This window comes from Oleispirillum naphthae, from assembly GCA_027864655.1.
Taxonomy (GTDB): domain Bacteria; phylum Pseudomonadota; class Alphaproteobacteria; order Rhodospirillales; family Rhodospirillaceae; genus Oleispirillum; species Oleispirillum naphthae.
Map to the genome: position 1 here is coordinate 267,189 of JAQAZG010000002.1, position 20,757 is coordinate 287,945.

A 20,757-nucleotide genomic window follows, 5' to 3' on the forward strand; every position below is an offset into this window, starting at 1 on the left:
TACGCTTCCGAGGGAGGGAAGGGGAAAACCATCGGCGCCGTGCGTCCCACGGCGGAACGGGCGAACCGAGACTCCGTCAGGCGGCGGGCATGCGGACATGCGAAACGGGACCCCCAAGGGGTCCCGTTCGGCATTCCGGCGGTGCTTCGCGCGTCAGGCGGCGGCGGGTTCCTCCGCCGCTGCGTGGCGGATCAGGTAGTCGAAGGCGGAGAGCGCCGCCTTCGCGCCGTCGCCCATGGAGATGACGATCTGCTTGTAGGGCGCGGTGGTGGCGTCGCCCGCGGCGAACACGCCGGGGAGAGAGGTCGCGCCGCGCGCATCCACCTCGATTTCGCCGCGCGGGGTCAGCGCCAGCGTATCCTTCAGCCACTCGGTGTTGGGCACCAGGCCGATCTGCACGAAGATGCCGTCGAGGTCGAGGCGGAAAAGCTCGTTGCGGCTGCGGTCCTGGTAGGTGAGGCCGGTGACCTTGTCGCCGTCGCCGTGCACTTCCGTCGTCATCGCCGAGGTGATCACCGAGACGTTGGGCAGGCTGGTGAGTTTGTCCTGGAGCACCGCATCGGCGCGGAGCTTGTTGTCGAACTCGATGAGGGTGACGTGGGCGACGATGCCCGCAAGGTCGATCGCCGCCTCGACGCCGGAGTTGCCGCCGCCGATCACCGCGACGCGCTTGCCCTTGAACAGCGGGCCGTCGCAGTGGGGGCAGAAGGCGACGCCCTTGTTGCGGTATTCCGCCTCGCCCGGCACGTTCATCAGCCGCCAGCGCGCGCCGGTGGAGAGGATGACCGTGCGTGCCTTCACCGATGCGCCGCCCGCGAGCCGCACCTCGACGAGGCCGCCCTCGGTCTTGGCGGGGATGAGCCTTTCCGCGCGTTGCAGGTTCATGATGTCCACGTCGTAGGCGCGCACGTGGGCTTCCAGCGCCGCGGCGAGCTTGGGGCCTTCGGTGTGCGGCACCGAGATCAGGTTCTCGATCGCCAGGGTGTCGTGCACCTGGCCGCCGAAGCGCTCCGCCACCACGCCGGTGCGGATGCCCTTGCGCGCCGCATAGACCGCCGCCGCCGCGCCCGCCGGGCCGCCGCCGACGACGAGCACGTCGAAGGCTTCCTTGCCCCTGATCTTTTCCGTCTCGCGCGCCGCCGCGCCGGTATCCAGCAGGGCGAGAATCTGCTCCAGGGTCATCCGTCCCTGGGAGAACGGCTTGCCGTTGAGGAAGATCGCGGGCACCGCCATCACCTGGCGGGTTTCCACCTCGGCGGGGAACAGCGCGCCGTCGATGGCGACATGGCGGATGCGCGGGTTGAGGATGCTCATCAGGTTGAGCGCCTGCACCACGTCCGGGCAGTTCTGGCAGGACAGCGAGAAGTAGGTCTCGAAGCGGAAGTCGCCTTCCAGCGCTTGGATCTGCGCCGCCACGTCCGGGTCGGTCTTGGCAGGGTGGCCGCCGGCGTGCAGAAGCGCCAGCACCAGGGAGTTGAACTCGTGCCCCATCGGGATGCCCGCGAACTCCACGCCGATATCGGTTCCGGCGCGGCGGATGGCGAACGAGGGCGCGCGGTCGGCGCGGCCGGTCTCGACGAGGGTGAGGGCGTCCGAAAGCGGCTGGATTTCGCGCAGCAGTTCCCGCAACTCGGCGGACTTTTCGCTGTCGTCGAGGGTGGCGACGATCTCCACCGGCTGCGCGATGTGCGCGAGGTAGCCCTTGAGCTGTTCCTTCAGGCTGGCATCCAACACGGCGGGGCTCCTTGTTTTTCAGGATTTTTTGGGTGGGCGCGATCCCGGGAGGATGGGATCGCGCGCTCTCTCAGGGAAGGGGTCCGGGCGGCGGGGTCGCCGCCCGTTGGGGGAGATCAGATCTTGCCGACGAGGTCGAGCGACGGGGCGAGGGTCTTTTCGCCCTCGTGCCACTTCGCGGGGCAGACCTCGCCCGGGTGGGCGGCGACGTACTGCGCCGCCTTGACCTTGCGCAGCAGTTCCTTGGCGTCGCGGCCGATGCCGCCGGCGTTGATCTCGACGATCTGAATCTTGCCGTCCGGATCGATGACGAAGGTGCCGCGGTCGGCCAGCCCGGCGTCCTCGATCATCACGTCGAAGTTGCGGGAGACCGCGCCGGTCGGGTCGCCGACCATGGTGTAGCGGATCTTCTTCACCGCATCCGAGGTGTCGTGCCAGGCCTTGTGGGAGAAGTGGGTGTCGGTGGAGACGCTGTAGATCTCCACGCCCAGCTTCTGGAATTCGGCGTAGTTGTCGGCCAGGTCCTCGAGCTCGGTCGGGCAGACGAAGGTGAAGTCGGCGGGATAGAAGAACACCACGGACCACTTGCCCTTGAGGTGGGAGTCATCGACCTCGACGAACTTGCCGTTCTTGAAGGCCTGAGCCTTGAAAGGCTTCACGGGGGTGTTGATCAGGGACATGTCGTTTCTCCAGGGGTTGGACTGAAATCTGCGCCATCCTGGATCGGCGGTTTGATCTATGAAATCCGGTTTTCTATGTATTTCCGATCTAGAAAACCGATCCTTGGCGGCGCGGAAAGAACCCAGGAAAATCAGGGGTTTGGGGGTGCGGCGAGGTCATGAATGAATATAACGTAAGTTATAAGTTATTGCAAAACAGCAATAATTCATGGGTGTGGCAGGGCTGCTGCCCTTTCCCGGCGGCGCCGCGCCGGAGCGAATCGCTCCGGTTCAGAAGTCGAGGGCGGCGTTGTCCACCACCTCCTTCATCACGAAGAAGGTGCGGGTCTGGCGCACCCCGGGCAGGGCGATCAGCTGCTGGCCGTGGATGCGGTTGAAGTCCGCCATGTCGCCGACGCGGATTTTCAGGAAGTAGTCGAAATCCCCCGCCACCAGGTGGCAGTCGAGGATGAAGGGCAGGGCGGCCACGGCTTTTTCGAACTCCGCGAAGCTGTCCGGCGTCGAGCGGTCGAGCACCACGCCGACCACCACCAGCGCGCCGCGATCCACCTTCTGCGGCGTCACCATGGCGCGCACCTGGCGGATGTAGCCCTCGGCGAACAGGCGCTGGGTGCGGCGATGGCAGGTGGCGGGGCTTGCCCCCACGGCCTGCGCCAGATCGGCGTTGGAGAGGCGGCCGTTCTTCTGTAGCAGGCGCAGCATTTTCAGGTCGATCGGGTCGAGGTCGTGAGGCATGAGAGAATCTTCCGTTAGAAGCAGAAAAATCGGGATTTTAATCCAACTTCAGTGAGATAAAATAAAATATCATCCGAGTTCATGGCCGCATTCGAGAGCACCTTCCGCGCGATAGATGCTAGCTTCCGGGCATCGCAACGGCAAGCGGAAGGGAGCCCCCATGCTGGAAAAATTCGAGCGCTACCCGCTCACCTTCGGTCCCACCCACATCGAAAAGCTCGCCCGCCTCGGAGGCCATCTCGGCGGCGGCGTGGAGATCTACGCCAAGCGCGAGGACTGCAACTCCGGCCTCGCCTTCGGCGGCAACAAGCTGCGCAAGATGGAATACATCATCCCCGACGCCATCGCCTCGGGCGCGGACACCCTGGTCTCGATCGGCGGCGTGCAGTCCAACCATACCCGCATGGTCGCCGCGGTGGCCGCCAAGATCGGCATGAAGTGCCGCCTGGTGCAGGAAAGCTGGGTGCCGCACGAGGACGCGGTGTACGACCGCGTCGGCAACATCCAGCTGAGCCGCATTCTCGGCGCGGACGTGCGCCTGGTCGATCGGGGCTTCGACATCGGCATCCGCGCCAGCTGGGAAGCCGCGCTGGAAGACGTGAAGGCCAAGGGCGGCAAGCCCTATGCGATTCCCGCCGGAGCCTCGGTGCACAAGTACGGCGGTTTGGGCTACGTCGGCTTCGCCGAGGAAGTGCGCGCCCAGGAAAAGGACCTGGGCTTCGCCTTCGACTATATCGTGGTGTGCACGGTCACCGGCTCCACCCACGCAGGCATGCTGGTGGGCTTCGCCGCCGATGGGCGCGAACGCAGGGTGATCGGCATCGACGCCTCGGCGACGCCGCGGCAGACCCGCGAGCAGGTGCTGGAAATCGCCACCCGCACCGCCGGGCTGGTGGAACTGGACAAGACACTCACCCTCGACGACGTGGTGCTGATCGAAGACTACGCCTACCCGCACTACGGCGTGCCGTCGGAGGAAACCAAGGAGGCGATCCGCCTCACCGCCCGCCTCGAAGGGATGATCACCGACCCGGTCTACGAGGGCAAATCCATGCAGGGCCTGATCGACCTGGTGAAGAAAGGCTACTTCCCCAAGGGCGCGAAAATCCTCTACGCCCACCTCGGCGGCGCACCGGCGCTCAGCGGCTATGGCTACGCCTTCCGCAACGGCTGACGCCCGGCCGAAACCCCAAAACTTTGCGAGGGGACACGGCCCCCTCGCGCACCCCGTAACTTCAATTTTTGCGCGTAGCGCGATAGGCCTGCGGCGGTTGCCGCAAAGATGTTGTCTGCCGCTGAGCGGCGAAAAACCAGTTATGGGGGGGCGGGGGGGCCGAGTCTCTCCGCAAAGTTTTTTCTTTTTCTTCAACCGCCTAACGCTCGCGGCGGATTGCCGCCACGGCGGTGCGCACCGCCGGGTTGGCGGCGATCTTGTTCGCGGCGAGTTTCATCCGGCGGCTCCAGTTGGGGTGTTCGGCCACCGTGCCCGGCAGGTTGATCTGGGTATCCTCGGCCAGCATGTCGCCGACGTTGACCATGAGCAGCGCCGAGGGGGGGCGCGCGGCGAAGCGCAGCACCGAGGCGGTGAGCGCGGCGAGCGCCTCCGGCGTCGCCTGCGCCGGGTCGGCGGCGGGCGGCGGCTCGGGGGAGAGGCCCTGGTCCGCCAGCGCGCCTGCGAGCGCGGCGCGCTCTTCCGCGCGGTTGCGGCTTTCGGTTTCCGCCTCTTCCGGCCCGCCGAACAGCCCGATCTCCGCGCGCAGGGCGACGTCGCGCCCCTGCCAGTGCCCGGCGATGGTGGGCATGTCGTGGGTGGTGGGGGTGACCAGCGCCAGCGGCGGATAGGCCTCCGGCCGCTTGAACAGGCCGGACGGCCACTTCTCGAAATAGAGCACGCGGTAGGAGAGCAGGCGTTCCGCCGCCATGCGGGCGCGGCAGGCGTCCGGCACCGTGCCCAGGTCCTCGCCGATCACCACGCAGCGGTTGCGCACGCTTTCCAGCGCGACGATGGCGAGGAGATCGTCGAACGGATAGGAGACGTAGGCGCCTTCGGCCACCCCGGTGCCGTTGGGAATCCAGAACAGCCGCATCAGCCCCATCACGTGGTCGAGGCGCAAGGCCGCGGCGTGGCGCATGTTGGCGCGCAGGAGCGCGGCGAACCCGGCATAGGCGTCGTCGCGCATGCGGTGCGGGTGCGGCGGCGGCAGGCCCCAGTCCTGGCCCACCGCGCTGAAGGCGTCCGGCGGCGCGCCGAAGGAGGCGCCGGTGACCAGGCCGCCCTGGTTCGCCCAGGCGTCCGCGCCGTCGGCGCTCGCCCCGATGGCGAGGTCGCGGTAGAGACCGACGCCGGGATTGCGCCGCGCCGCCGCGGCGAGCTGGCCTTCCGCCAGCCATTGCAGGAAGGCGTGGAAGGTGACGCGCCCGGCATTGGCCAGCGCATAGGCCGCCACCTCGGGGCTGTCCGGGTCCTGGAAGGGGGCGGGCCAGGTGTTCCACGGCAGGCCGCCCATGGTCTCGTGCAGGGCGGAGAACTCGGCGAAGCGGCGCAGCGAATCTCCACCCTCGACGCAGAACGCCTCGAACGCCGCGGTCTTTTCCGCCGGCATTTCCAGGAAGTCGGCATAGAGCGCGGCAAGCGCCTTGAACTTCGCGTCGCTCACCGCCGGATAGTCGATGAGGCCGCGCCGCTTGGCCGCGCGCAGGGTCTTTTTCACACAGTCGCGGGCGGTGAAGGCGTCGAGGCCGGGGCTCGCGATGCCGATTTCGTCCACCGCGATCATCAGCGGGTTGAGGAACACCCGGCTCGACGGCGAGTACGGGCTGCACGCATCCGGCCAGGGCGGAAACAGGGCGTGCAGCGGGTTGATGCCGAGCATCGCCGCGCCGAGCTTTCCGGCCTCCGCCATCGCCTCTTCGAGCGCCGCGAAATCGCCGACGCCCCAGTCCTTGGCGCGCTTGAGGCCGTAGAGCTGGCAGGCCAGTCCCCAGCGCCGTTCACCCGCCGCCATCCAGCCGGGCACATAGGCGGCGGGCGGCGCGACGATGACGCGGGTGCGCGCATTCCGCCCGGCGAAACGGACGCTGAGGGTGTGGTAGCCCTCGGGCAGGGGGGTGGGCAGGTCGAGGCGGCGGCGCGCCACGGTGCGTCCGCCGATATCGGCCATCGCCACCACCGGCAGGGCGCAGGCGGGCGGCGCGTCTTCGTGCACGTCGCCGTTTTCCACCTCGAGCCGCCAGCCGAGGCGGGAGAAGGCGAGTTCGTCGGGCACCGCCACCTCCACCGAAACCGGGGTGTCCGGTGCGAAGCGGCGCACCACCACCACCGGCGGCAGCAGGTCGCGCCACGGGCGCTCGCGCCAGGCGGTGAGGCTTTGCGCCGCTTCGGCGTCGGTGGCGGCGGAAATCCCCATGGCGGCGAGGATGGCGCGTTTGGTCGCATCCGAGGTGACGTGCAGGGTGCCCGCGATGTCCCAGTAGTCGCGGTGAATCCCCGCCTCTTCGGCCAGTTGGCCGAGGGCTTGCACGGGCTCCACGGGGGAAAGCGGACGGGACAAAGGGGTCAATCCTTCCTGGCGGCGGGTTTCTCTATGGGTTCGGCGTGGATGAGAATGGCGAGCGCCCGGCCCTGTAGCGGGTAGACCTCGCCCGCGCGGAAGAGCGGCCGGGCGTTCTTCGCGAAGGGGCGGGCATTGGAGGTGTCGATCAGCGCGCGCCAGCTGCGCCCGAGTTCGGTTCCGGGCAGGCGGAACGGCACGGTGCCGTAGTGCGCGTTCATCAGCACGATGAACTGCTCGTCGTCGAGGCTGGCGCCATGGCGGGAGAAGTAGGCGCCGCTCTCGCCGCCCAAATGGAAGCCGAGGCAGCGCGCATACGACAGCCCCCAGTCTTCGGGCGCGAGTTCGCCGCCGCGCGGGGAAAGCCAGGTGATGTCCTTGAGCGGCCCCTTGCCGAGCTTGCGCCCGTGGAAGAAGCGCGGCCGCCGGAACACCGGGTGGTCGCGCCGGAGCTTGGCGACGGTGCGCACGAAGTCGAGGAAGTCGCGGTCGTCGTCGTCCATCTCGGTCCAGGAGAGCCAGCTGATCTCGTTGTCCTGGCAATAGGCGTTGTTGTTGCCTTTCTGGGTGCGGCCGATCTCGTCGCCCGCGGTCAGCATCGGGATCCCCTGGGAGAGCAGCAGCGTGGCGATGACGTTGCGCTTCTGGCGCATGCGCATGGCGCGGATTTCCGGGTCGTCGGTGGGGCCCTCGACGCCGCAGTTCCAGGAGAGGTTGTAGTCGCTGCCGTCGCGGTTGTCTTCCTGGTTGGCCTCGTTGTGCTTGCGCTCGTAGCTGACGAGGTCGGCGAGGGTGAAGCCGTCGTGCGCGGTGACGAAGTTGACCGAGGCGCGGGGGCGGCGGCCCTGGTGTTCGAACAGGGAGGAGGAGCCGGTGATGCTGGAGGCGAAATCGCCCATCAGGCCGGAATCGCCGCGCCAGAACTGCCGCACCTTGTTGCGGTAGATGTCGTTCCACTCCGACCAGCCGGGCGGGAACTGCCCGAGCTGGTAGCCGTTGGGGCCGAGATCCCACGGCTCGGCGATCATCTTGATCTTGGAGAGCACCGGGTCCTGGCGCACCGCGGCGAGGAAGGGACTCTCCTGCGAATAGGCGTCCGGCGCGCGGGCGAGCGAGGTGGCGAGGTCGAAACGGAAGCCGTCCACCTGCATCACCTCCACCCAATAGCGCAGGGAGTCCATCACCATCTGCAGCACGCGGGGGTGCGCCAGGTTGAAGGTGTTGCCGCAGCCGGTGAAATCGGTGTAGTAGCGCCGGTCGTCGCGGTTGAGGCGGTAGTAGCTGGCGTTGTCGATGCCGCGGAAGGACAGCGTCGGTCCGAGGTGGTTGCCCTCGCCCGAGTGGTTGAACACCACGTCGAGAATCACCTGGATGCCCGCATCGTGCAGCAGGTTCACCATGGTGCGGAACTCGGCGATGTTGCGGCCCGAGAGGTAGCGCGGCGACGGCGCGAAGAAGTTGAGCGGGTTGTAGCCCCAATAGTTGCGCAGGCCGCGCTCCACCAGGTGCTGCTCATCGACGCTGGGGTGGATCGGCAGAAGCTCCACCACGTTGACGCCGAGCGACTTCAGGTGCGCGACGATGGGGGCGGAGCCCAGGCCCGCGAAGGTGCCGCGGCGCGGCAGCGGCAGGTTGGGGTGGCGGATCGTCATGCCGCGGACGTGCAGTTCGTAGAACAGGGAGTCCTGCCACGGCACGTCCGGCGATGCGGTGAGGTGGCGGCCCTGCGGCGTCTCCACGACGATGCCCTTGGGCACGGTGCGCGCGTTGTCCTGGCGGTTGTAGGAGAGGTCGCCGCGCGGATGGTCGAGGCGGTAGCCGTAGTTGTTGCGGTGCCAGATGATCTCGCCCGACAGCGACTTGGCGTAGGGATCGACCAGCAGCTTGTTGGGGTTGAAACGGTGCCCGGCGGAGGGCTCGTAGGGGCCGTGGACGCGGTAGCCGTAGAGCTGGCCCGGCTTCACCTCGGGGAGGAAGCCGTGCCACACCTGATCGGTGTATTCCGGCAGGGTGATGCGCTCCAGCTCCTTCTTGCCCGCGGCGTCGAACAGGCACAGCTCCACCGCCTCGGCATTGACCGAGAAGAGGGCGAAGTTGGTGCCCTTGCCGTCCCATGTGGCGCCCAGGGGAGAGGGCCTGCCGGGCCAGACGACGGTTGCCATGCTCAGCTCCCGTCTGCGCTGCCGGGCGTGAGGATAAGCGCGGCCAAGGGCGGCAGGGTGACGACGACGGAGCAGGGCTGGCCGTGGGCGGGCGTCGCCGCCGCCGCGACGCCGCCGCCGTTGCCGACGTTGCCGCCGCCGTAGAGGGCGGAATCGGTGTTGATCGCCTCGACATAGAAGCCGGGAGCGGGCACGCCGACGCGGTAGGTTTCGCGCACCACCGGGGTGAAGTTGATCACCACCACCGCCACCGCGCCGCTCTTCGGGTCGCGGCGCAGATAGGCGAGCACGCTCTGCTCCGGGTTGCAGCTGTCGATCCAGGCGAAGCCCGCGGGCTCGAAGTCGGCGGTGAAGAGGGCGGGGGTGCGGCGGTAGAGCGCGTTCAAGTCGCGCACCACGGCGCGCACGCCGGCGTGCAGCGGGTCCGTGTCGAGGTGCCAGTCCAGGCTCTTGTCGTGGTCCCACTCCGACAACTGGGCGAATTCGCCGCCCATGAACAGGAGCTTCTTGCCCGGGTGGGTCCACATGAAGGCGAAGTAGGCGCGCAGGTTGGCGAACTTCTGCCAGTGGTCGCCGGGCATGCGGCCGATCAGCGAGCCCTTGCCGTGCACCACCTCGTCGTGGGACAGCGGCAGCACGAAGTTCTCGTGATAGGCGTAGAGCAGGCCGAAGGTGAGGTCGTTGTGGTGGTAGGCGCGGTGCACCGGGTCCTTGCTGATGTAGCGCAGGGTGTCGTGCATCCAGCCCATGTTCCACTTGAAGCCGAAGCCCAGGCCGCCGAGGTAGGTGGGCCGCGAGACCATCGGCCAGGCGGTGGATTCCTCGGCGACGGTGAAGGCGCCGGGGTGCTCCTCGTAGACCACCTCGTTCAAGCGCTTGAGGAAGGCGATCGCCTCGAGGTTTTCGTGGCCGCCGAAGGCGTTGGGAATCCACTGGCCGTCCTTGCGGCTGTAGTTGAGGTAGAGCATCGAGGCCACCGCATCCACCCGGAGGCCGTCGATGTGGAAGTCCTCCAGCCAGAACAGCGCGTTGGCGATGAGGAAGTTGCAAACCTCGGCGCGGCCGAAGTTGTAGATCAGGGTGCCCCAGTCCATGTGGCGGCCCTGGCGCGGGTCGGCGTGCTCGTAGAGGTGGGTGCCGTCGAACATCGCCAGCCCGTGCGCATCGTCGGGGAAGTGGCCGGGCACCCAGTCGAGGATCACCCCGATGCCCGCGGCATGGCAGGCATCGACGAAGGCGCGGAAGTCGTCCGGCCCGCCGAAGCGGCTGGTCGGCGCGAACAGGCCGATCGGCTGATACCCCCAGGAACCGTCGAAGGGGTATTCGTTGACCGGCAGAAGCTCGATGTGGGTGAAGCCGAGGTCGCGCACGTAGGGGACCAGGCGCTCCGCCATTTCGCGGTAGGTGAGGTAGCGGTTGCCCTCCTCCGGGCAGCGCTGCCAGGAACCGAGGTGCGCCTCGTAGATCGCCATCGGCGCATCGAAGGCGTTGGCGTCCTTGCGGCGGGCCATCCACGCGGCGTCGCCCCAGGCGTAGACGCCGCGGCGGATCACCCGGCTGGCGGTGTGGGGCGGGGTTTCGCAGGCGAAGGCGAGGGGGTCGGCCTTGAGCGGCAGGAGCTTGCCGTTGGGGCCGAGCAGTTCGAACTTGTAGACCGCGCCTTCGGTCACGCCGGGGAGGAATATCTCCCACACGCCGCAGCCGGGGTGCAGGCGCATCGGGTGGCGGCGGCCGTCCCAGGCGTTGAAGTCGCCGACGACGCTGACGCGCCGCGCGTTCGGCGCCCATACCGCGAAGGTGACGCCCGCAATCCCCTCCACCACCGCCGGGTGCGCGCCCAGCTTGTCGAACAGGCGGCGATGGCGGCCCTCGGCCATGAGGTGGCGGTCGAGGTCGCCGAGGACGGCGGGGAAGCGGTAGGGGTCGTCGATCTCCCAGGTGTCCTCGCCCGCGGACAGGCGCAGGCGGTAGGGGGTCTCCGTGCCCGCGGGGGCGGGCAGCAGCGCGGTGAAACCGCCCTTGCCGCAGCTCTCCATGGCGGCGAGCGGCGCGCCGTCGGGCGCGACGACGAAAGCGCGTTCCGCATCGGGCAGAAAGGCGCGGACGATCACGCCGCCGTCAACGGCATGCGGCCCCAGAAATCCGAAAGGATCGTTGTGGGTGGCGTGAAATATCCGGGCGAATCCGGCGGATTCGCCGGGGATGCGGGGATTTCCCATGTCCATCCTTCATGCTGGCAGGGGCCGCGCGCGCGCCGGGTGCGGGCCTCCGCGCGCGCCGGGGCGGAGGCACCGTGCGGGTGGGTCTACTTCGCCGGGGTCTTGGCCTTGGCCGGAGCCTTCGGCTTCGCGGCAGCCTTGGCAGGAGCCTTCGGTTTTGCCGCGGCCTTGGCCGGAGCCTTCGGTTTTGCGGCGGGTTCCGGCGCAGCCGATGGCGCAAAGTCCAGAATCTCGCGCTCGGCCTGCAACCAGAAGTCCATATCCTTGCCGGGCTCGCAGCCGTGCTCCTGCCACAAGGCGTAGGCCCGGTTGCGGATCTTGAGTTCGGTATGTTCGGTCATGGCGGGCTGGTCCTTGTCTGGAATGGATAAACCAAAACACTCTGGTGCGCCCGGGAGATACCCCCACACAAACCCCCGTCGTCCCGGAAGGCGCCGCCGCGGGCGGGGGCCGTGAAGACCCCCGCCCGCTCCGCAATCATCCGTCGTGCGCGGAAAAAAATCCAGTCGTTCCTGCCCGCAGCGGTTTATCGCCGCGGGTCAGGTGATGACGTCCGGCGTCTCGCGTCCGGTCCGCGCCGCAAGCCCGGCGATTTCCCGCGACAGGCCGATCAGTTCGGCGAGCGCCGCCTGGGTGTCCTGCCCCTGGGCCGTGGGAGCGGATTCGAACCGTTCCAGGTAGACTCGCAGGGTCGCGCCGCTGGTGCCGGTGCCCGACAGGCGGTAGACGATGCGCGCGCCGTCGTCGAAGACGACGCGGATGCCCTGGCCCGAGGTCTCCTCGCCGTTCACCGGGTCGGTGTAGGAGAAGTCGTCGTGCAGGGTGACGGTGCGCCCGCCGAAGCTCTTGCCCTTGAGCGAAGCGGCCCGCAGGCCCTTGATCAGCTTGGCCGCCGCGTCGGCGTCCAGGCCCTCGTAATCGTGGCGGGAATAGTAGTCGCGGCCGTATTTCGCCCAATGCTCGGCGAGGATGTCCGCCACCGGGCGGCGGGTCTTGGCGAGGATGTTGAGCCAGTAGAGCACCGCCCACAGGCCGTCCTTCTCGCGCACATGGTCCGAGCCGGTGCCGAAGCTCTCCTCGCCGCAGAAGGTGGCCTTGCCCGCATCCAGCAGGCTGCCGAAGAACTTCCAGCCGGTGGGGGCCTCGTAGCAGGGTACGCCGAGGGCGGCGGCGACGCGGTCGGCGGCGCGGCTGGTCGGCATCGAGCGCGCGATGCCCGCAACCCGCCCGGCATAGCCCGGCACCAGGTGCGCCTGCGCGGCGATGATCGCCAGGCTGTCGCTCGGGGTGACGTAGGCGTTGGCGCCGAGAATCATGTTGCGGTCGCCGTCGCCGTCGGAGGCCGCGCCGAAGGCAAGCGCGTCCGGCCCCTTCATCGCGGCGCAGAGGTCGGCGGCGTAGACCGGGTTGGGGTCGGGGTGGAGGCCGCCGAAGTCGGGCAGCGGCACGCCGTTGACCACGGTGCCCGCGGGCGCGCCCAGGCGGTCTTCGAGAATCGCCTTGGCGTAGGGGCCGGTCACCGCGTTCATCGCGTCGAAGCGCATGCGGAAGTCCGGGGATTTCAGGAGGCCGGAAATCGCGTCGAAATCGAACAGGCTTTCCATCAGGGCGGCGTAGTCGGCCACCGGGTCCACCACCTCCACCGCGGTGGCGTTCAAGCGGCAGGAGCCGATGCGCCCGAGGTCGCAGTGCGGCGCCGCGACGATGCGGAAGCGGCTGACCGTGCGACTCGCCGCGAAGATCGTCTCGGTGAGGGATTCCGGCGCCGGGCCGCCGTTGCCGATGTTGTACTTGATGCCGAAGTCGCCGTGCGCGCCGCCGGGGTTGTGGCTGGCCGACAGCACGAAGCCGCCATAGGCCTTATGCTTGCGGATCAGGCAGGAGACCGCGGGCGTGGACAAGAGGCCGCCCTTGCCCACCAGCATGCGGGCGATGCCGTTGGCGCAGGCCATGCGCAGGATGATCTGCACCGCCTCGGCGTTGAAGAAGCGGCCGTCGCCGCCGATCACCAGGGTCTTGCCCTCGTGGTCGGGCAGGGAGTCGAAGACCGCCTGGATGAAGTTTTCCAGGTAGCGCGGCTGCTGGAACACCGAGACCGGTTTTCGCAGGCCGGAGGTGCCCGGCTTCTGATCCGGGAAAGGTGTGGTCGGAATCACTGTCGGAACGCGGCTCTCGTGCATGAAACCCCCCTTTCAGCCCCGATTTGGGTGGAGCCATTTTATCCACCGAGAATAATCGATTCGCAGGCATCCGTCCATGCCGCCCCGGCGCGGCGTCTCAACCCAGGCGCGCAGCGGCGGCGGCCCCGGCGGCACGGCCGAGGGAAAGGCAGGCGGTGAGCAGGTAGCCGCCGGTGGGAGCCTCCCAGTCCAGCATCTCGCCGGCGCAGAAAACGCCGGGGAGCGCGGTGAGCATCAGGCCGCCGTCCACCTCGGTCAGCGCCACGCCGCCCGCGGAACTGATCGCCTCCGCCAGCGGGCGGGGCCGCAGGCAGGTCAGAGGCAGCGCCTTGGCGAGGCGCGCCAGCGCGGCGGGGGAGAGCGCCGCGGCGTCGCGGCGGATTTCGCGCAAGAGCGCGCCGCGCACGCCGCCAAGGCCGCAGCGCGCGAGGTGGGTGGACAGCGACTTCGCGCCGCGCGGCGCGGCGAGCGCGCGGGCGAGCGCCGCCTCGGCGCGGTCGGGGGCGAGGTCGAGGGTGAGTTCCGCCGTGCCGCCGTTTGCGATGGCGTCGCGCAGCGGCGCGGAGAGGGCATAGACCGCGCCGCCCTCGATGCCGGTGGCGGTGATCACCGCGGCGCCGCGCACCGCCCGGCCGCAGCAGGAGAAGGTCGCGGTCGGCAGCGGCGTTCCGGCGAACTTGTCGCGGAAGGGATCGCTCCAGGCGACGTCGAAGCCGCAGTTGGCGGGCCGCCACGGCGAGAACGCGACGCCGCGCGCGGCGAGCAGGCCGGTCCAGGAGCCGTCGCCGCCGAGGCGCGGCCAGCTTGCGCCGCCGAGCGCCAGCACCACCGCGTCCGCCGCCTTGCGCGCCGGGCCTTGCGGCGTGGCGAAGGCGGGCGCGCCGGTTTCGTCCCATCCGGTCCAGCGGCAGCGCGGCGAGAACGCCACGCCCAGCCCGGAAAGCCGCGCGAGCCAGGCGCGCAGCAAGGGCGCGGCCTTCATCGCGCGGGGGAAGACGCGGCGCGAACTGCCGGTGAAGGTGTCCGCCCCCAGGCCGTCGGCCCAGGCGCGCGCCTCGCCCGGTCCGAAGGCGGCAAGGTAGGGGGCGATCCACGCCCGCGCCGCGCCGTAATGGCCGAGGAAGCTGTCCAGGTCCTCGTCGCGGGTGAGGTTGAGGCCGCCGATCCCGGCGCGCAGGAACTTGCGCCCCGGCGTCGGCATCGCCTCGCACACCTCCACCGCCGCGCCCGCCGCGGCGAGGGTTTCGGCGGCCATCAATCCGGCGGGGCCGCCGCCGACGATGAGGGCGCTCCGGGTCATTCTGCGGGGGCGGCCCCCGTCCGGCGGACCGGCAGCAGGCGCAGCCACGCGAAACCGAGCGCTGCGGAGGCGAAGCTGCCGCCGAGCACCCCCATGCGCACCGCACCGGCGTGCGCCGGGTCGGCGAAGGCGAGCATGCCGATGAACAGGCTCATGGTGAAGCCGATGCCGGTGATCAGCGAGACGCCGTACATGGCGCGCCAGGTCACCCCCTCCGGCAGTCCGGCGAGGCCGGTGCGCACCGCCAGCCACGATGCGCCCATCACCCCCGCCTGCTTGCCGAGGAAGAGGCCGAGGCCGATGCCGAGGGTGAGCGGCGAGAGGAGATCGGCCAGGCCGACGCCGGCAAGCGGCACTCCGGCGTTGGCGAAGGCGAACACCGGCATGATGAAGAAGTTGACCCAGCCGTGCAGCCGGTGCTCCAGGCGTTCGAGGGGGGAGGGGTCCTCCGGCGCGTGGCCGCGCGCCGGAATCGCCAGCGCGACGACGACGCCCGCAAGCGTGGCGTGCACGCCGGACTTCAGCACCGCCACCCACAGCACCGCGCCGACCAGGGCATAGGGGGTGAGGCGGGTGACGTGCAGGCGGTTCAAGGCGGCGAGCAGGACGATGCACGCCGCGGCGACGGAAAGCGCCACGGTGGAGAGACCGGCGGTGTAGAACAGCGCGATGATGACGATCGCGCCCAAGTCGTCGATCACCGCGAGCGCCATCAGGAAGATCTTCAGCCCCGGCGGCACCCGCGGCCCGAGGAGGGCGAGCACGCCGATGGCGAAGGCGATGTCGGTGGCGGTGGGGATCGCCCAGCCCCCGAGGTTTTCCGGCGAGCCCAGGTTGAACAGGACGAACACCAGGGCGGGCGCGCCCATGCCGCCCACCGCGGCGATGACGGGCAGCGCCGCGCGCCGCGGCGAGGAGAGGCGGCCGACCAGGATCTCCCGCTTGATCTCCAGCCCGACGAGCACGAAGAACAGCGCCATCAGGCCGTCGTTGATCCACAGCAGCAGCGGCTTGTCCAGCCCGGCCTCGCCCAGGCGCACCGAGAACGGCGTGGCGAGCAGCGCATCGTAGAGCGGCGCGAAGGCCGAATTGTCGAGGAAAATCGCAAGCGCGGCGGCAAGCAGCAGCAACAGGCCCCCGGCGGCGTCGGGGTCGAGGGAGAAAATGCGGCGGGACATGGCGGCGGTCCTTCTGGGCGAGGGTCGGGAAAGGGCACGCGTCGCGGGTGCGGCGGGAAAAACCGGTGCCTTCCATATAGGGGAAAGGCCCGGTTTTTCACCAGGGGATTCGGCGGATCAGGAGGCGCGGCAGCGCCGCCGGAAGGGCAGGCGGGCGAAGAGCTCCTTGGGCAGCGACAGCGAGGCGACGCCGCCGATGGTCACGGCGAAGCCTGCGGCCTGGATCGGCGAGAGGGTCTCGCCGAGAATCGCCCAGGCGGCGATGGCGGTGACCACCGGGCCGGACAGGGTGAGCAGCGAGGCGCGCACCGCGCCGACGCGGCGGATGCCCTCGAACAGCAGGAAGAACGGAATCACCGTGCAGGCGATGGCGTTGACCACGCCCCAGACCACGCCCTCCGCCGGATAGGTGAGGGCGGAAAAGCCCGGCGTGACGCCGATCAGGGTGACCATGGCGGCAAGCGTGATGGTGTTGGAGGAGGCGGTGAAGCGCGCCGAGCCGATCTCCTTCATGATCCGCTGGCTGGCGGTGAGGTAGATCGCATAGGTGACGGCGGAGGCGAACGCCCAGCACATCCCGTGCACCTGCGTCGGCGTGAGCGCGGCGAACCCCTTGGGCAGCGCCACCATCGCCACCCCGGCATAGGTGACGGCGAAGGTGAGGATGTCGCGCAGGCCCGGCGGCCGGCGTTCCAGCGCCGCGTTGAGCAGGATCACCACCACCGGGAAGGTGAACAGCACCAGGCGCGAGGTGCCCGCCGGGATCAGCGAGATCGCGGTGAGGTCGGTGTAGGCGGCCATGAAGAAGGCGAGTCCGGTCATGCAGCTCTTCAGCCACTGGGCGCGGGTGAGGCCGAGGCCGCCCTTCACCAGCCAGTGCGCCCCCAGCCAGAACAGCGGCACCGCCACGGCGAAGCGGATCACCAGGAAGGCGGAAACCCCCATGCCGGTGGCGTAGGCGAGCTTGGCGACGATGCCCTTGAAGGAGAAGGCCAGGGTGGCGGCGAGAACCGCAGCCGTGGCGCCGGAGGCATCGTCGTCATCGGCGGAAGGCGACAGGAAAAACGACACGGATCGTATACTCCCAACAACGACCGTTCCGATGTAGCGCGTTTTCCGCTATCCATCGATGCATAATTCGTTCTATCAGATATCAGGAAAACTGATATCGGAGCCGCCCATGGACCTCCGCCAGTTGCGCAGCTTCGTGCACGTCGTGGAAACCGGCAGCCTCAGCCGCGCCGCGGCGCGGGTGCATCTCTCCCAACCCGCCCTGACGCGGCAGATCCGCCTGCTGGAAGAGGAAGTGGGCTCCGCGCTGCTGTTGCGCACCGGGCGCGGCGTGCGGCCCACCCCGGCGGGGCTGGAACTGGAGTCCCGGGCGCGCCGCCTGCTCGCCGATTTCGAGGCGCTGCGCGCCGACATGCTGGCGCGCGCCGCCGAGGTTGCGGGCACCGTGCGCCTGGCGTTCGCGCCGAGCATCGGCGCGGCCTACGGCGGCGCGATCCTCGAACGCTTCCTCGCGGCGCACCCGGCGGTGAAGGTGGAGGCGATCACCGTGTTGAGCGTCACCGCGCGCGATGCGCTGCTGCGCGGCCGCCTCGACCTCGGGGTGATCTTCCCCGACATGACCGGGCCGAGCCTGCGCACCGAACCCCTGTGGTCCGAGACCCTCTCCTTCGTCGCGCCCAACCGCCCGCCGTGGAGCGGCCGTACCGAAATCACTCTCGCCGAGGCGCTGGAGCAGCCCCTGGTGCTGCCCTCCGCCGGGCACGGTCTGCGCGCCGCGGTGGAGAACGCGGCGGTGGCGCAGGGGCTCTCCGTCCGCGTGCCGGTGGAGCTCGCCTCGATGAACCTGCAACTCGACCTGGTGGCGCGCGGCATGGGCTGCTCGGTGTTCCCGCGCCCCGCCTGCCACCTCGGCGAGGCGGCGGGCGCGCTCAAGGTGCTGCGCTTCTCCGATGCGGAGATGCGCCGCCAGGCGGTGCTCGCCTGGGCGCGCGACTACCCGCTCTCCCGCGCCGCCCTGGCGCTTGCCGACGTGGTGCGCGGCTGGGCCGACTGGCTCCCCGGGGCGGGGGTGAAAAGCTAAAACTTCGCGGGGGACCTTGGGCCCCCCGCACCCCCCATAACTTTTTTCGCCGCGCAGCGGCTATCAACCGTCACGCAGCGTGATGGTTCTCTCGCGCTACGCGCAAAAACCCAAAGTTATGGGGTGCGCGAGGGGACCGAGTCCCCTCGCGAAGTTGTTTCTTTCGCGGGGCCTAGACGGAACCGTGTTCGCCGGGGAAGGCGGGGACGTCCGGCTCCACCAGATGCCAGGGCGGCGCGGAGCGCATCCAGATGTGGAGCCGGCGTTGGAACGCCGCGGGGTCGTCGAAGCTGCCCGCCATCACGAACAGCAGGTCCGGGCTGCTCTCGCTGCCGGAGAACAGCGGTGCGCCGCACACCGGGCAGAAGGCGCGCCAGATCGCCGCGCCGGAATCGGCGGTGGAGCGGTAGACGGTCTCGGCGCCGGAGAGTTTGGTGAAGGCGGCGGCGGGAACCACCACGAAGTCGGCCTCCGCGCCGCCGCTCACGTGCCGGCAGTCGCGGCAGTGGCAGGCGACGCCGGAGAGCGGGTCGGCATCGATGCGGAAGCGCACCGCGCCGCACAGGCAGCCTCCGGTCCAGGCGGGCATGGCGGTTCCTCCCTCAGTGGATCAGGCAGTAGCGGTCGGCCATGACGCGCCGCAGGATCGGCGTGATGATCAGCTCCATGGCCAGCCGGGTCTTGCCGCCGGGCACCACGATGGTGTTGCGCCGCGTCATCCACGAGCCTTGCAGCATTTGCAGCAGATAGGGGAAATCGACGCGGATGAGGTCCGGCTGGCGGAAGCGGATCACCGTCAGGGTTTCGTCGGTATCCGGGATGTCGCGGGCGATCAGCGGGTTCGAGGTATCGACGACCGGCACCCGCTGGAAGTTGATGTCGGTGAGTTCGAACTGCGGGACGACGTAGCGCACGTAGTCGTCCATGCGGCGCAGGATGGTGTCCACCACCGCCTCCTCGGAATAGCCGCGGATGCAGGTGTCGCGGTGGATCTTCTGAATCCATTCGAGGTTGATCACCGGCGCGACGCCGACCTTGAGGTCCACGTACTGGGTGAAGTCGAGGCCGTCGGTGCGCAGGCAGCCGTGCAGGCCCTCGTAGAGCAGCACCTCGGTATCGGGCGCGACATCGACCCAGGGGGAGAAGTCTCCCGCCTTCAGCCCGGCGTCGGCGAAGGGCCGCGCCTCGCGCTCGTTGTGGAGATAGCGGCGGTAGCGCCCCTTGCCTTCTTTCGCATAGTCGGAGAACAGGGCCTCGAGTTCCGGCCAGAGGTTGCCGTGCGGGCCGAAGTGGCTGATGCGCTTGCCTGCGGCGTCCGCCTCGCGGATGCGCAGGCGCATCTCGGCGCGGGTGTAGCGGTGGAAGCCGTCGCCCTCGACGATCGTCGCGGTGATGCTCTCGCGGCGGAACATGTGCTCGAAGGCCTCGCGCACCGTGCTGGTCCCCGCGCCCGAGGACCCGGTGACGGCGATGATCGGAAATCTGCGCGACATGATCTTCTGCCTTCCTGCTGCCTACCCGGCGAGGACCTCCCTCCAGCCGGGATAAAGGGCGTCCGCGTCTCCGGGAAACGAGGCGAAAGCGCGGGCAAGCTCGCGGTGGCTGAGCGCATAGCGTACCGGATCGACCCCCTCACGCCAGGCCCCCACCGCCTGCCGCAGCGACCGGGCCCCGGCGGCAGGTCCGTCGAGGTGCCCGAACACCCCGCCGCCGCAGGTCTGAATCACGTTGGCATGTCCCAAACTGGCGAAAAAAACCGGCAAGCGCAAGGCGTTCATGCCGCCGGAGATGATCGGGGTGGTCGCTTTCATGCCGCCCCACTCCTGCCGGAAGAACGGCCCCTCGGCCACCGGCTGGTCCAGCATCATCGCGGCGGCGCGGTCCGTGGGGCCGCCTTCCATCTTGCCGACGCCGAAGGTGCCGACGTGAATCCCCGAGGCCCCGGCCATGCGCGCGAGCTTGGCCAGCACCAGCGCGGTGTAGCCGCGCTGCGACTGCGGCGAGGTGATCGCCCCGTGCCCGGCGCGGTGATAGTGCAAAAACTGGCCGGGAAAAGTGCGGCGCACGCAGGTCACCGCGGTGGGCCCGGCGAGGAATCCGTCCACCAGGAAGGCGATGTGGGAGGCGTTCTCGCCGAAGATCTTCAAGACCGCCTCGCCGCGCGCGACGATCTCCGCCGGGTCGTCGGCGGTGACGTTGGCGGAAAACAGTTTCGCCTCGCCGGTCTCGTCCTGGGCGCGGGCCATGGCGTCGGCCACCGCGCGCATCGTCTCCAGCATCGGCGCGAAGGGCTGGTTGCCCTGCGGTTCGTCGTTCTTCACGAAGTCGCCGGAAAGCCAGAAGGCGTGGCACGCATCGGCGAAGAGCTGCGGCCTCAGGCCCAGCTTCGGCTTGACGATGGTGCCGACCACCGGCTCGGCGTCGCCCGCCGGGCGGCGCAGCACGCGGCGCATGTCGTCGATGTTCGCCGCCGGGCCGTCGAACAGGCCGAGGTAGCCGGGCGGCGCATAGAAATCCAGCAGCTTGGCGTAGGCGATGTCGCCCATGCCCTGGTTGTTGCCGACCAGCAGGGTGAGCAGCGAGGAGAGGATCGCCTTGCCGTCGGTGATGTTGCGGTCGAAGAGGGCGAGGGGGAAGGCGAGCTTCATCACCCCCGCGTCTTCATCCGCCGCATAGACCAGGGCATCGACGCCGCGGGTGAAGTCGTCGGTGGTGCCGACCTCCACGTTGGTGCCGGTGGAAGACTCCGCCGCGAAGTGCGCCGCCGCCGCCAGGTAGTCCCCGCTCTTCGGCCGCATCGCATAGGCGGCCAGAACGTGCCGCCCCTCGGCGATCAGCCGGGCTTCGGGGAGGTCGAGGGCCGCATACCGCGACGACTGGTCCATGGAGCGCTTCTCCGCGCGAGGGTGGGGGAACCAAAGAGGGT

At 69.3% G+C, this 20,757-nt stretch carries 16 protein-coding genes; 2 read left to right on the forward strand and 14 right to left on the reverse strand.

Going from position 1 to position 20,757, the window contains the following annotated elements; translation table 11 throughout:
* Positions 1–153 precede the first annotated feature (153 nt).
* The 3 genes from ahpF to O7R11_RS03450 all read right to left on the reverse strand — a co-directional run bounded on the left by ahpF (position 154) and on the right by O7R11_RS03450 (position 3,149).
* On the reverse strand, positions 154–1,734 hold the full coding sequence (gene ahpF, locus O7R11_RS03440; protein WP_337996086.1) for an alkyl hydroperoxide reductase subunit F: 1,581 nt from the start codon (positions 1,732–1,734) through the stop codon (positions 154–156).
* Positions 1,735–1,850: 116 nt separating this feature from the next.
* Positions 1,851–2,414 carry an alkyl hydroperoxide reductase subunit C gene (ahpC, locus tag O7R11_RS03445; protein ID WP_337996087.1) on the reverse strand — a complete coding sequence of 188 codons (564 nt, stop codon included), beginning with the start codon at positions 2,412–2,414 and terminating at the stop codon, positions 1,851–1,853.
* Positions 2,415–2,684: 270 nt separating this feature from the next.
* Positions 2,685–3,149 carry an Lrp/AsnC ligand binding domain-containing protein gene (locus O7R11_RS03450; protein WP_337996088.1) on the reverse strand — a complete coding sequence of 155 codons (465 nt, stop codon included), beginning with the start codon at positions 3,147–3,149 and terminating at the stop codon, positions 2,685–2,687.
* A gap of 160 nt (positions 3,150–3,309) precedes the next feature.
* Between O7R11_RS03450 and O7R11_RS03455 the strand changes: the two genes are divergently transcribed.
* On the forward strand, positions 3,310–4,323 hold the full coding sequence (locus O7R11_RS03455; RefSeq protein WP_337996089.1) for a 1-aminocyclopropane-1-carboxylate deaminase: 1,014 nt from the start codon (positions 3,310–3,312) through the stop codon (positions 4,321–4,323).
* 199 nt (positions 4,324–4,522) lie between these two features.
* Here the strand turns inward: O7R11_RS03455 and malQ are convergent, their stop codons facing one another.
* The 8 genes from malQ to O7R11_RS03495 all read right to left on the reverse strand — a co-directional run bounded on the left by malQ (position 4,523) and on the right by O7R11_RS03495 (position 16,810).
* Complete coding sequence (gene malQ / locus O7R11_RS03460) at positions 4,523–6,670, reverse strand: 4-alpha-glucanotransferase (protein WP_337996090.1); 2,148 nt, start codon at positions 6,668–6,670, stop codon at positions 4,523–4,525.
* Positions 6,671–6,705: 35 nt separating this feature from the next.
* Entirely contained in the window at positions 6,706–8,862 is a 2,157-nt protein-coding gene (gene glgX / locus O7R11_RS03465; RefSeq protein ID WP_337996091.1) for a glycogen debranching protein GlgX, read from the reverse strand.
* Between the two features lie 2 nt (positions 8,863–8,864).
* The gene (glgB, locus tag O7R11_RS03470; protein WP_337996092.1) at positions 8,865–11,081 is read right to left on the reverse strand and encodes a 1,4-alpha-glucan branching protein GlgB; all 2,217 of its coding nucleotides are present in this window, start codon (positions 11,079–11,081) and stop codon (positions 8,865–8,867) included.
* Between the two features lie 86 nt (positions 11,082–11,167).
* Positions 11,168–11,422: a DUF2934 domain-containing protein gene (locus tag O7R11_RS03475; protein WP_337996093.1), complete on the reverse strand. Its 255-nt coding sequence runs from the start codon at positions 11,420–11,422 to the stop codon at positions 11,168–11,170.
* A gap of 198 nt (positions 11,423–11,620) precedes the next feature.
* Positions 11,621–13,261: an alpha-D-glucose phosphate-specific phosphoglucomutase gene (locus O7R11_RS03480; protein WP_337996094.1), complete on the reverse strand. Its 1,641-nt coding sequence runs from the start codon at positions 13,259–13,261 to the stop codon at positions 11,621–11,623.
* A gap of 97 nt (positions 13,262–13,358) precedes the next feature.
* Positions 13,359–14,561 (reverse strand): TIGR03862 family flavoprotein, encoded by a 1,203-nt coding sequence (locus O7R11_RS03485; protein ID WP_337996095.1) that lies wholly within the window; start codon positions 14,559–14,561, stop codon positions 13,359–13,361.
* Positions 14,558–15,739: a Na+/H+ antiporter NhaA gene (gene nhaA / locus O7R11_RS03490; protein ID WP_337996096.1), complete on the reverse strand. Its 1,182-nt coding sequence runs from the start codon at positions 15,737–15,739 to the stop codon at positions 14,558–14,560. The genes O7R11_RS03485 and nhaA overlap by 4 nt, the downstream gene beginning before the upstream one ends.
* Positions 15,740–15,856: 117 nt before the next feature.
* Positions 15,857–16,810, reverse strand: a complete 954-nt coding sequence (locus O7R11_RS03495) for a DMT family transporter (protein ID WP_337996097.1) — start codon at positions 16,808–16,810, stop codon at positions 15,857–15,859.
* A gap of 109 nt (positions 16,811–16,919) precedes the next feature.
* On the opposite strand from O7R11_RS03495, the gene O7R11_RS03500 reads away from it, so the two are divergent.
* Complete coding sequence (locus tag O7R11_RS03500; protein WP_337996098.1) at positions 16,920–17,831, forward strand: LysR family transcriptional regulator; 912 nt, start codon at positions 16,920–16,922, stop codon at positions 17,829–17,831.
* Between the two features lie 172 nt (positions 17,832–18,003).
* Here O7R11_RS03500 and O7R11_RS03505 read toward each other — a convergent pair whose 3' ends face one another.
* The 3 genes from O7R11_RS03505 to O7R11_RS03515 are packed head-to-tail and all read right to left on the reverse strand — an operon-like array spanning position 18,004 to position 20,716.
* Positions 18,004–18,420 (reverse strand): GFA family protein, encoded by a 417-nt coding sequence (locus O7R11_RS03505; RefSeq protein ID WP_337996099.1) that lies wholly within the window; start codon positions 18,418–18,420, stop codon positions 18,004–18,006.
* A gap of 13 nt (positions 18,421–18,433) precedes the next feature.
* Positions 18,434–19,324 carry a phosphoribulokinase gene (locus O7R11_RS03510; protein WP_337996100.1) on the reverse strand — a complete coding sequence of 297 codons (891 nt, stop codon included), beginning with the start codon at positions 19,322–19,324 and terminating at the stop codon, positions 18,434–18,436.
* Between the two features lie 21 nt (positions 19,325–19,345).
* The gene (locus O7R11_RS03515) at positions 19,346–20,716 is read right to left on the reverse strand and encodes a ribulose-bisphosphate carboxylase (RefSeq protein WP_337996101.1); all 1,371 of its coding nucleotides are present in this window, start codon (positions 20,714–20,716) and stop codon (positions 19,346–19,348) included.
* Positions 20,717–20,757 lie beyond the last annotated feature (41 nt).

Coding starts and splice junctions, on each gene's coding strand:
- ahpC (WP_337996087.1), bottom strand. CDS start 2,414: ATGTCCCTGATCAACACCCCCGTGAAGCCTTTCAAGGCTCAGGCCTTC.
- O7R11_RS03450 (WP_337996088.1), bottom strand. CDS start 3,149: ATGCCTCACGACCTCGACCCGATCGACCTGAAAATGCTGCGCCTGCTA.
- O7R11_RS03455 (WP_337996089.1), top strand. CDS start 3,310: ATGCTGGAAAAATTCGAGCGCTACCCGCTCACCTTCGGTCCCACCCAC.
- glgX (WP_337996091.1), bottom strand. CDS start 8,862: ATGGCAACCGTCGTCTGGCCCGGCAGGCCCTCTCCCCTGGGCGCCACA.
- glgB (WP_337996092.1), bottom strand. CDS start 11,081: ATGGGAAATCCCCGCATCCCCGGCGAATCCGCCGGATTCGCCCGGATA.
- O7R11_RS03475 (WP_337996093.1), bottom strand. CDS start 11,422: ATGACCGAACATACCGAACTCAAGATCCGCAACCGGGCCTACGCCTTG.
- O7R11_RS03480 (WP_337996094.1), bottom strand. CDS start 13,261: ATGCACGAGAGCCGCGTTCCGACAGTGATTCCGACCACACCTTTCCCG.
- O7R11_RS03485 (WP_337996095.1), bottom strand. CDS start 14,561: ATGACCCGGAGCGCCCTCATCGTCGGCGGCGGCCCCGCCGGATTGATG.
- nhaA (WP_337996096.1), bottom strand. CDS start 15,739: ATGTCCCGCCGCATTTTCTCCCTCGACCCCGACGCCGCCGGGGGCCTG.
- O7R11_RS03500 (WP_337996098.1), top strand. CDS start 16,920: ATGGACCTCCGCCAGTTGCGCAGCTTCGTGCACGTCGTGGAAACCGGC.
- O7R11_RS03505 (WP_337996099.1), bottom strand. CDS start 18,420: ATGCCCGCCTGGACCGGAGGCTGCCTGTGCGGCGCGGTGCGCTTCCGC.
- O7R11_RS03510 (WP_337996100.1), bottom strand. CDS start 19,324: ATGTCGCGCAGATTTCCGATCATCGCCGTCACCGGGTCCTCGGGCGCG.
- O7R11_RS03515 (WP_337996101.1), bottom strand. CDS start 20,716: ATGGACCAGTCGTCGCGGTATGCGGCCCTCGACCTCCCCGAAGCCCGG.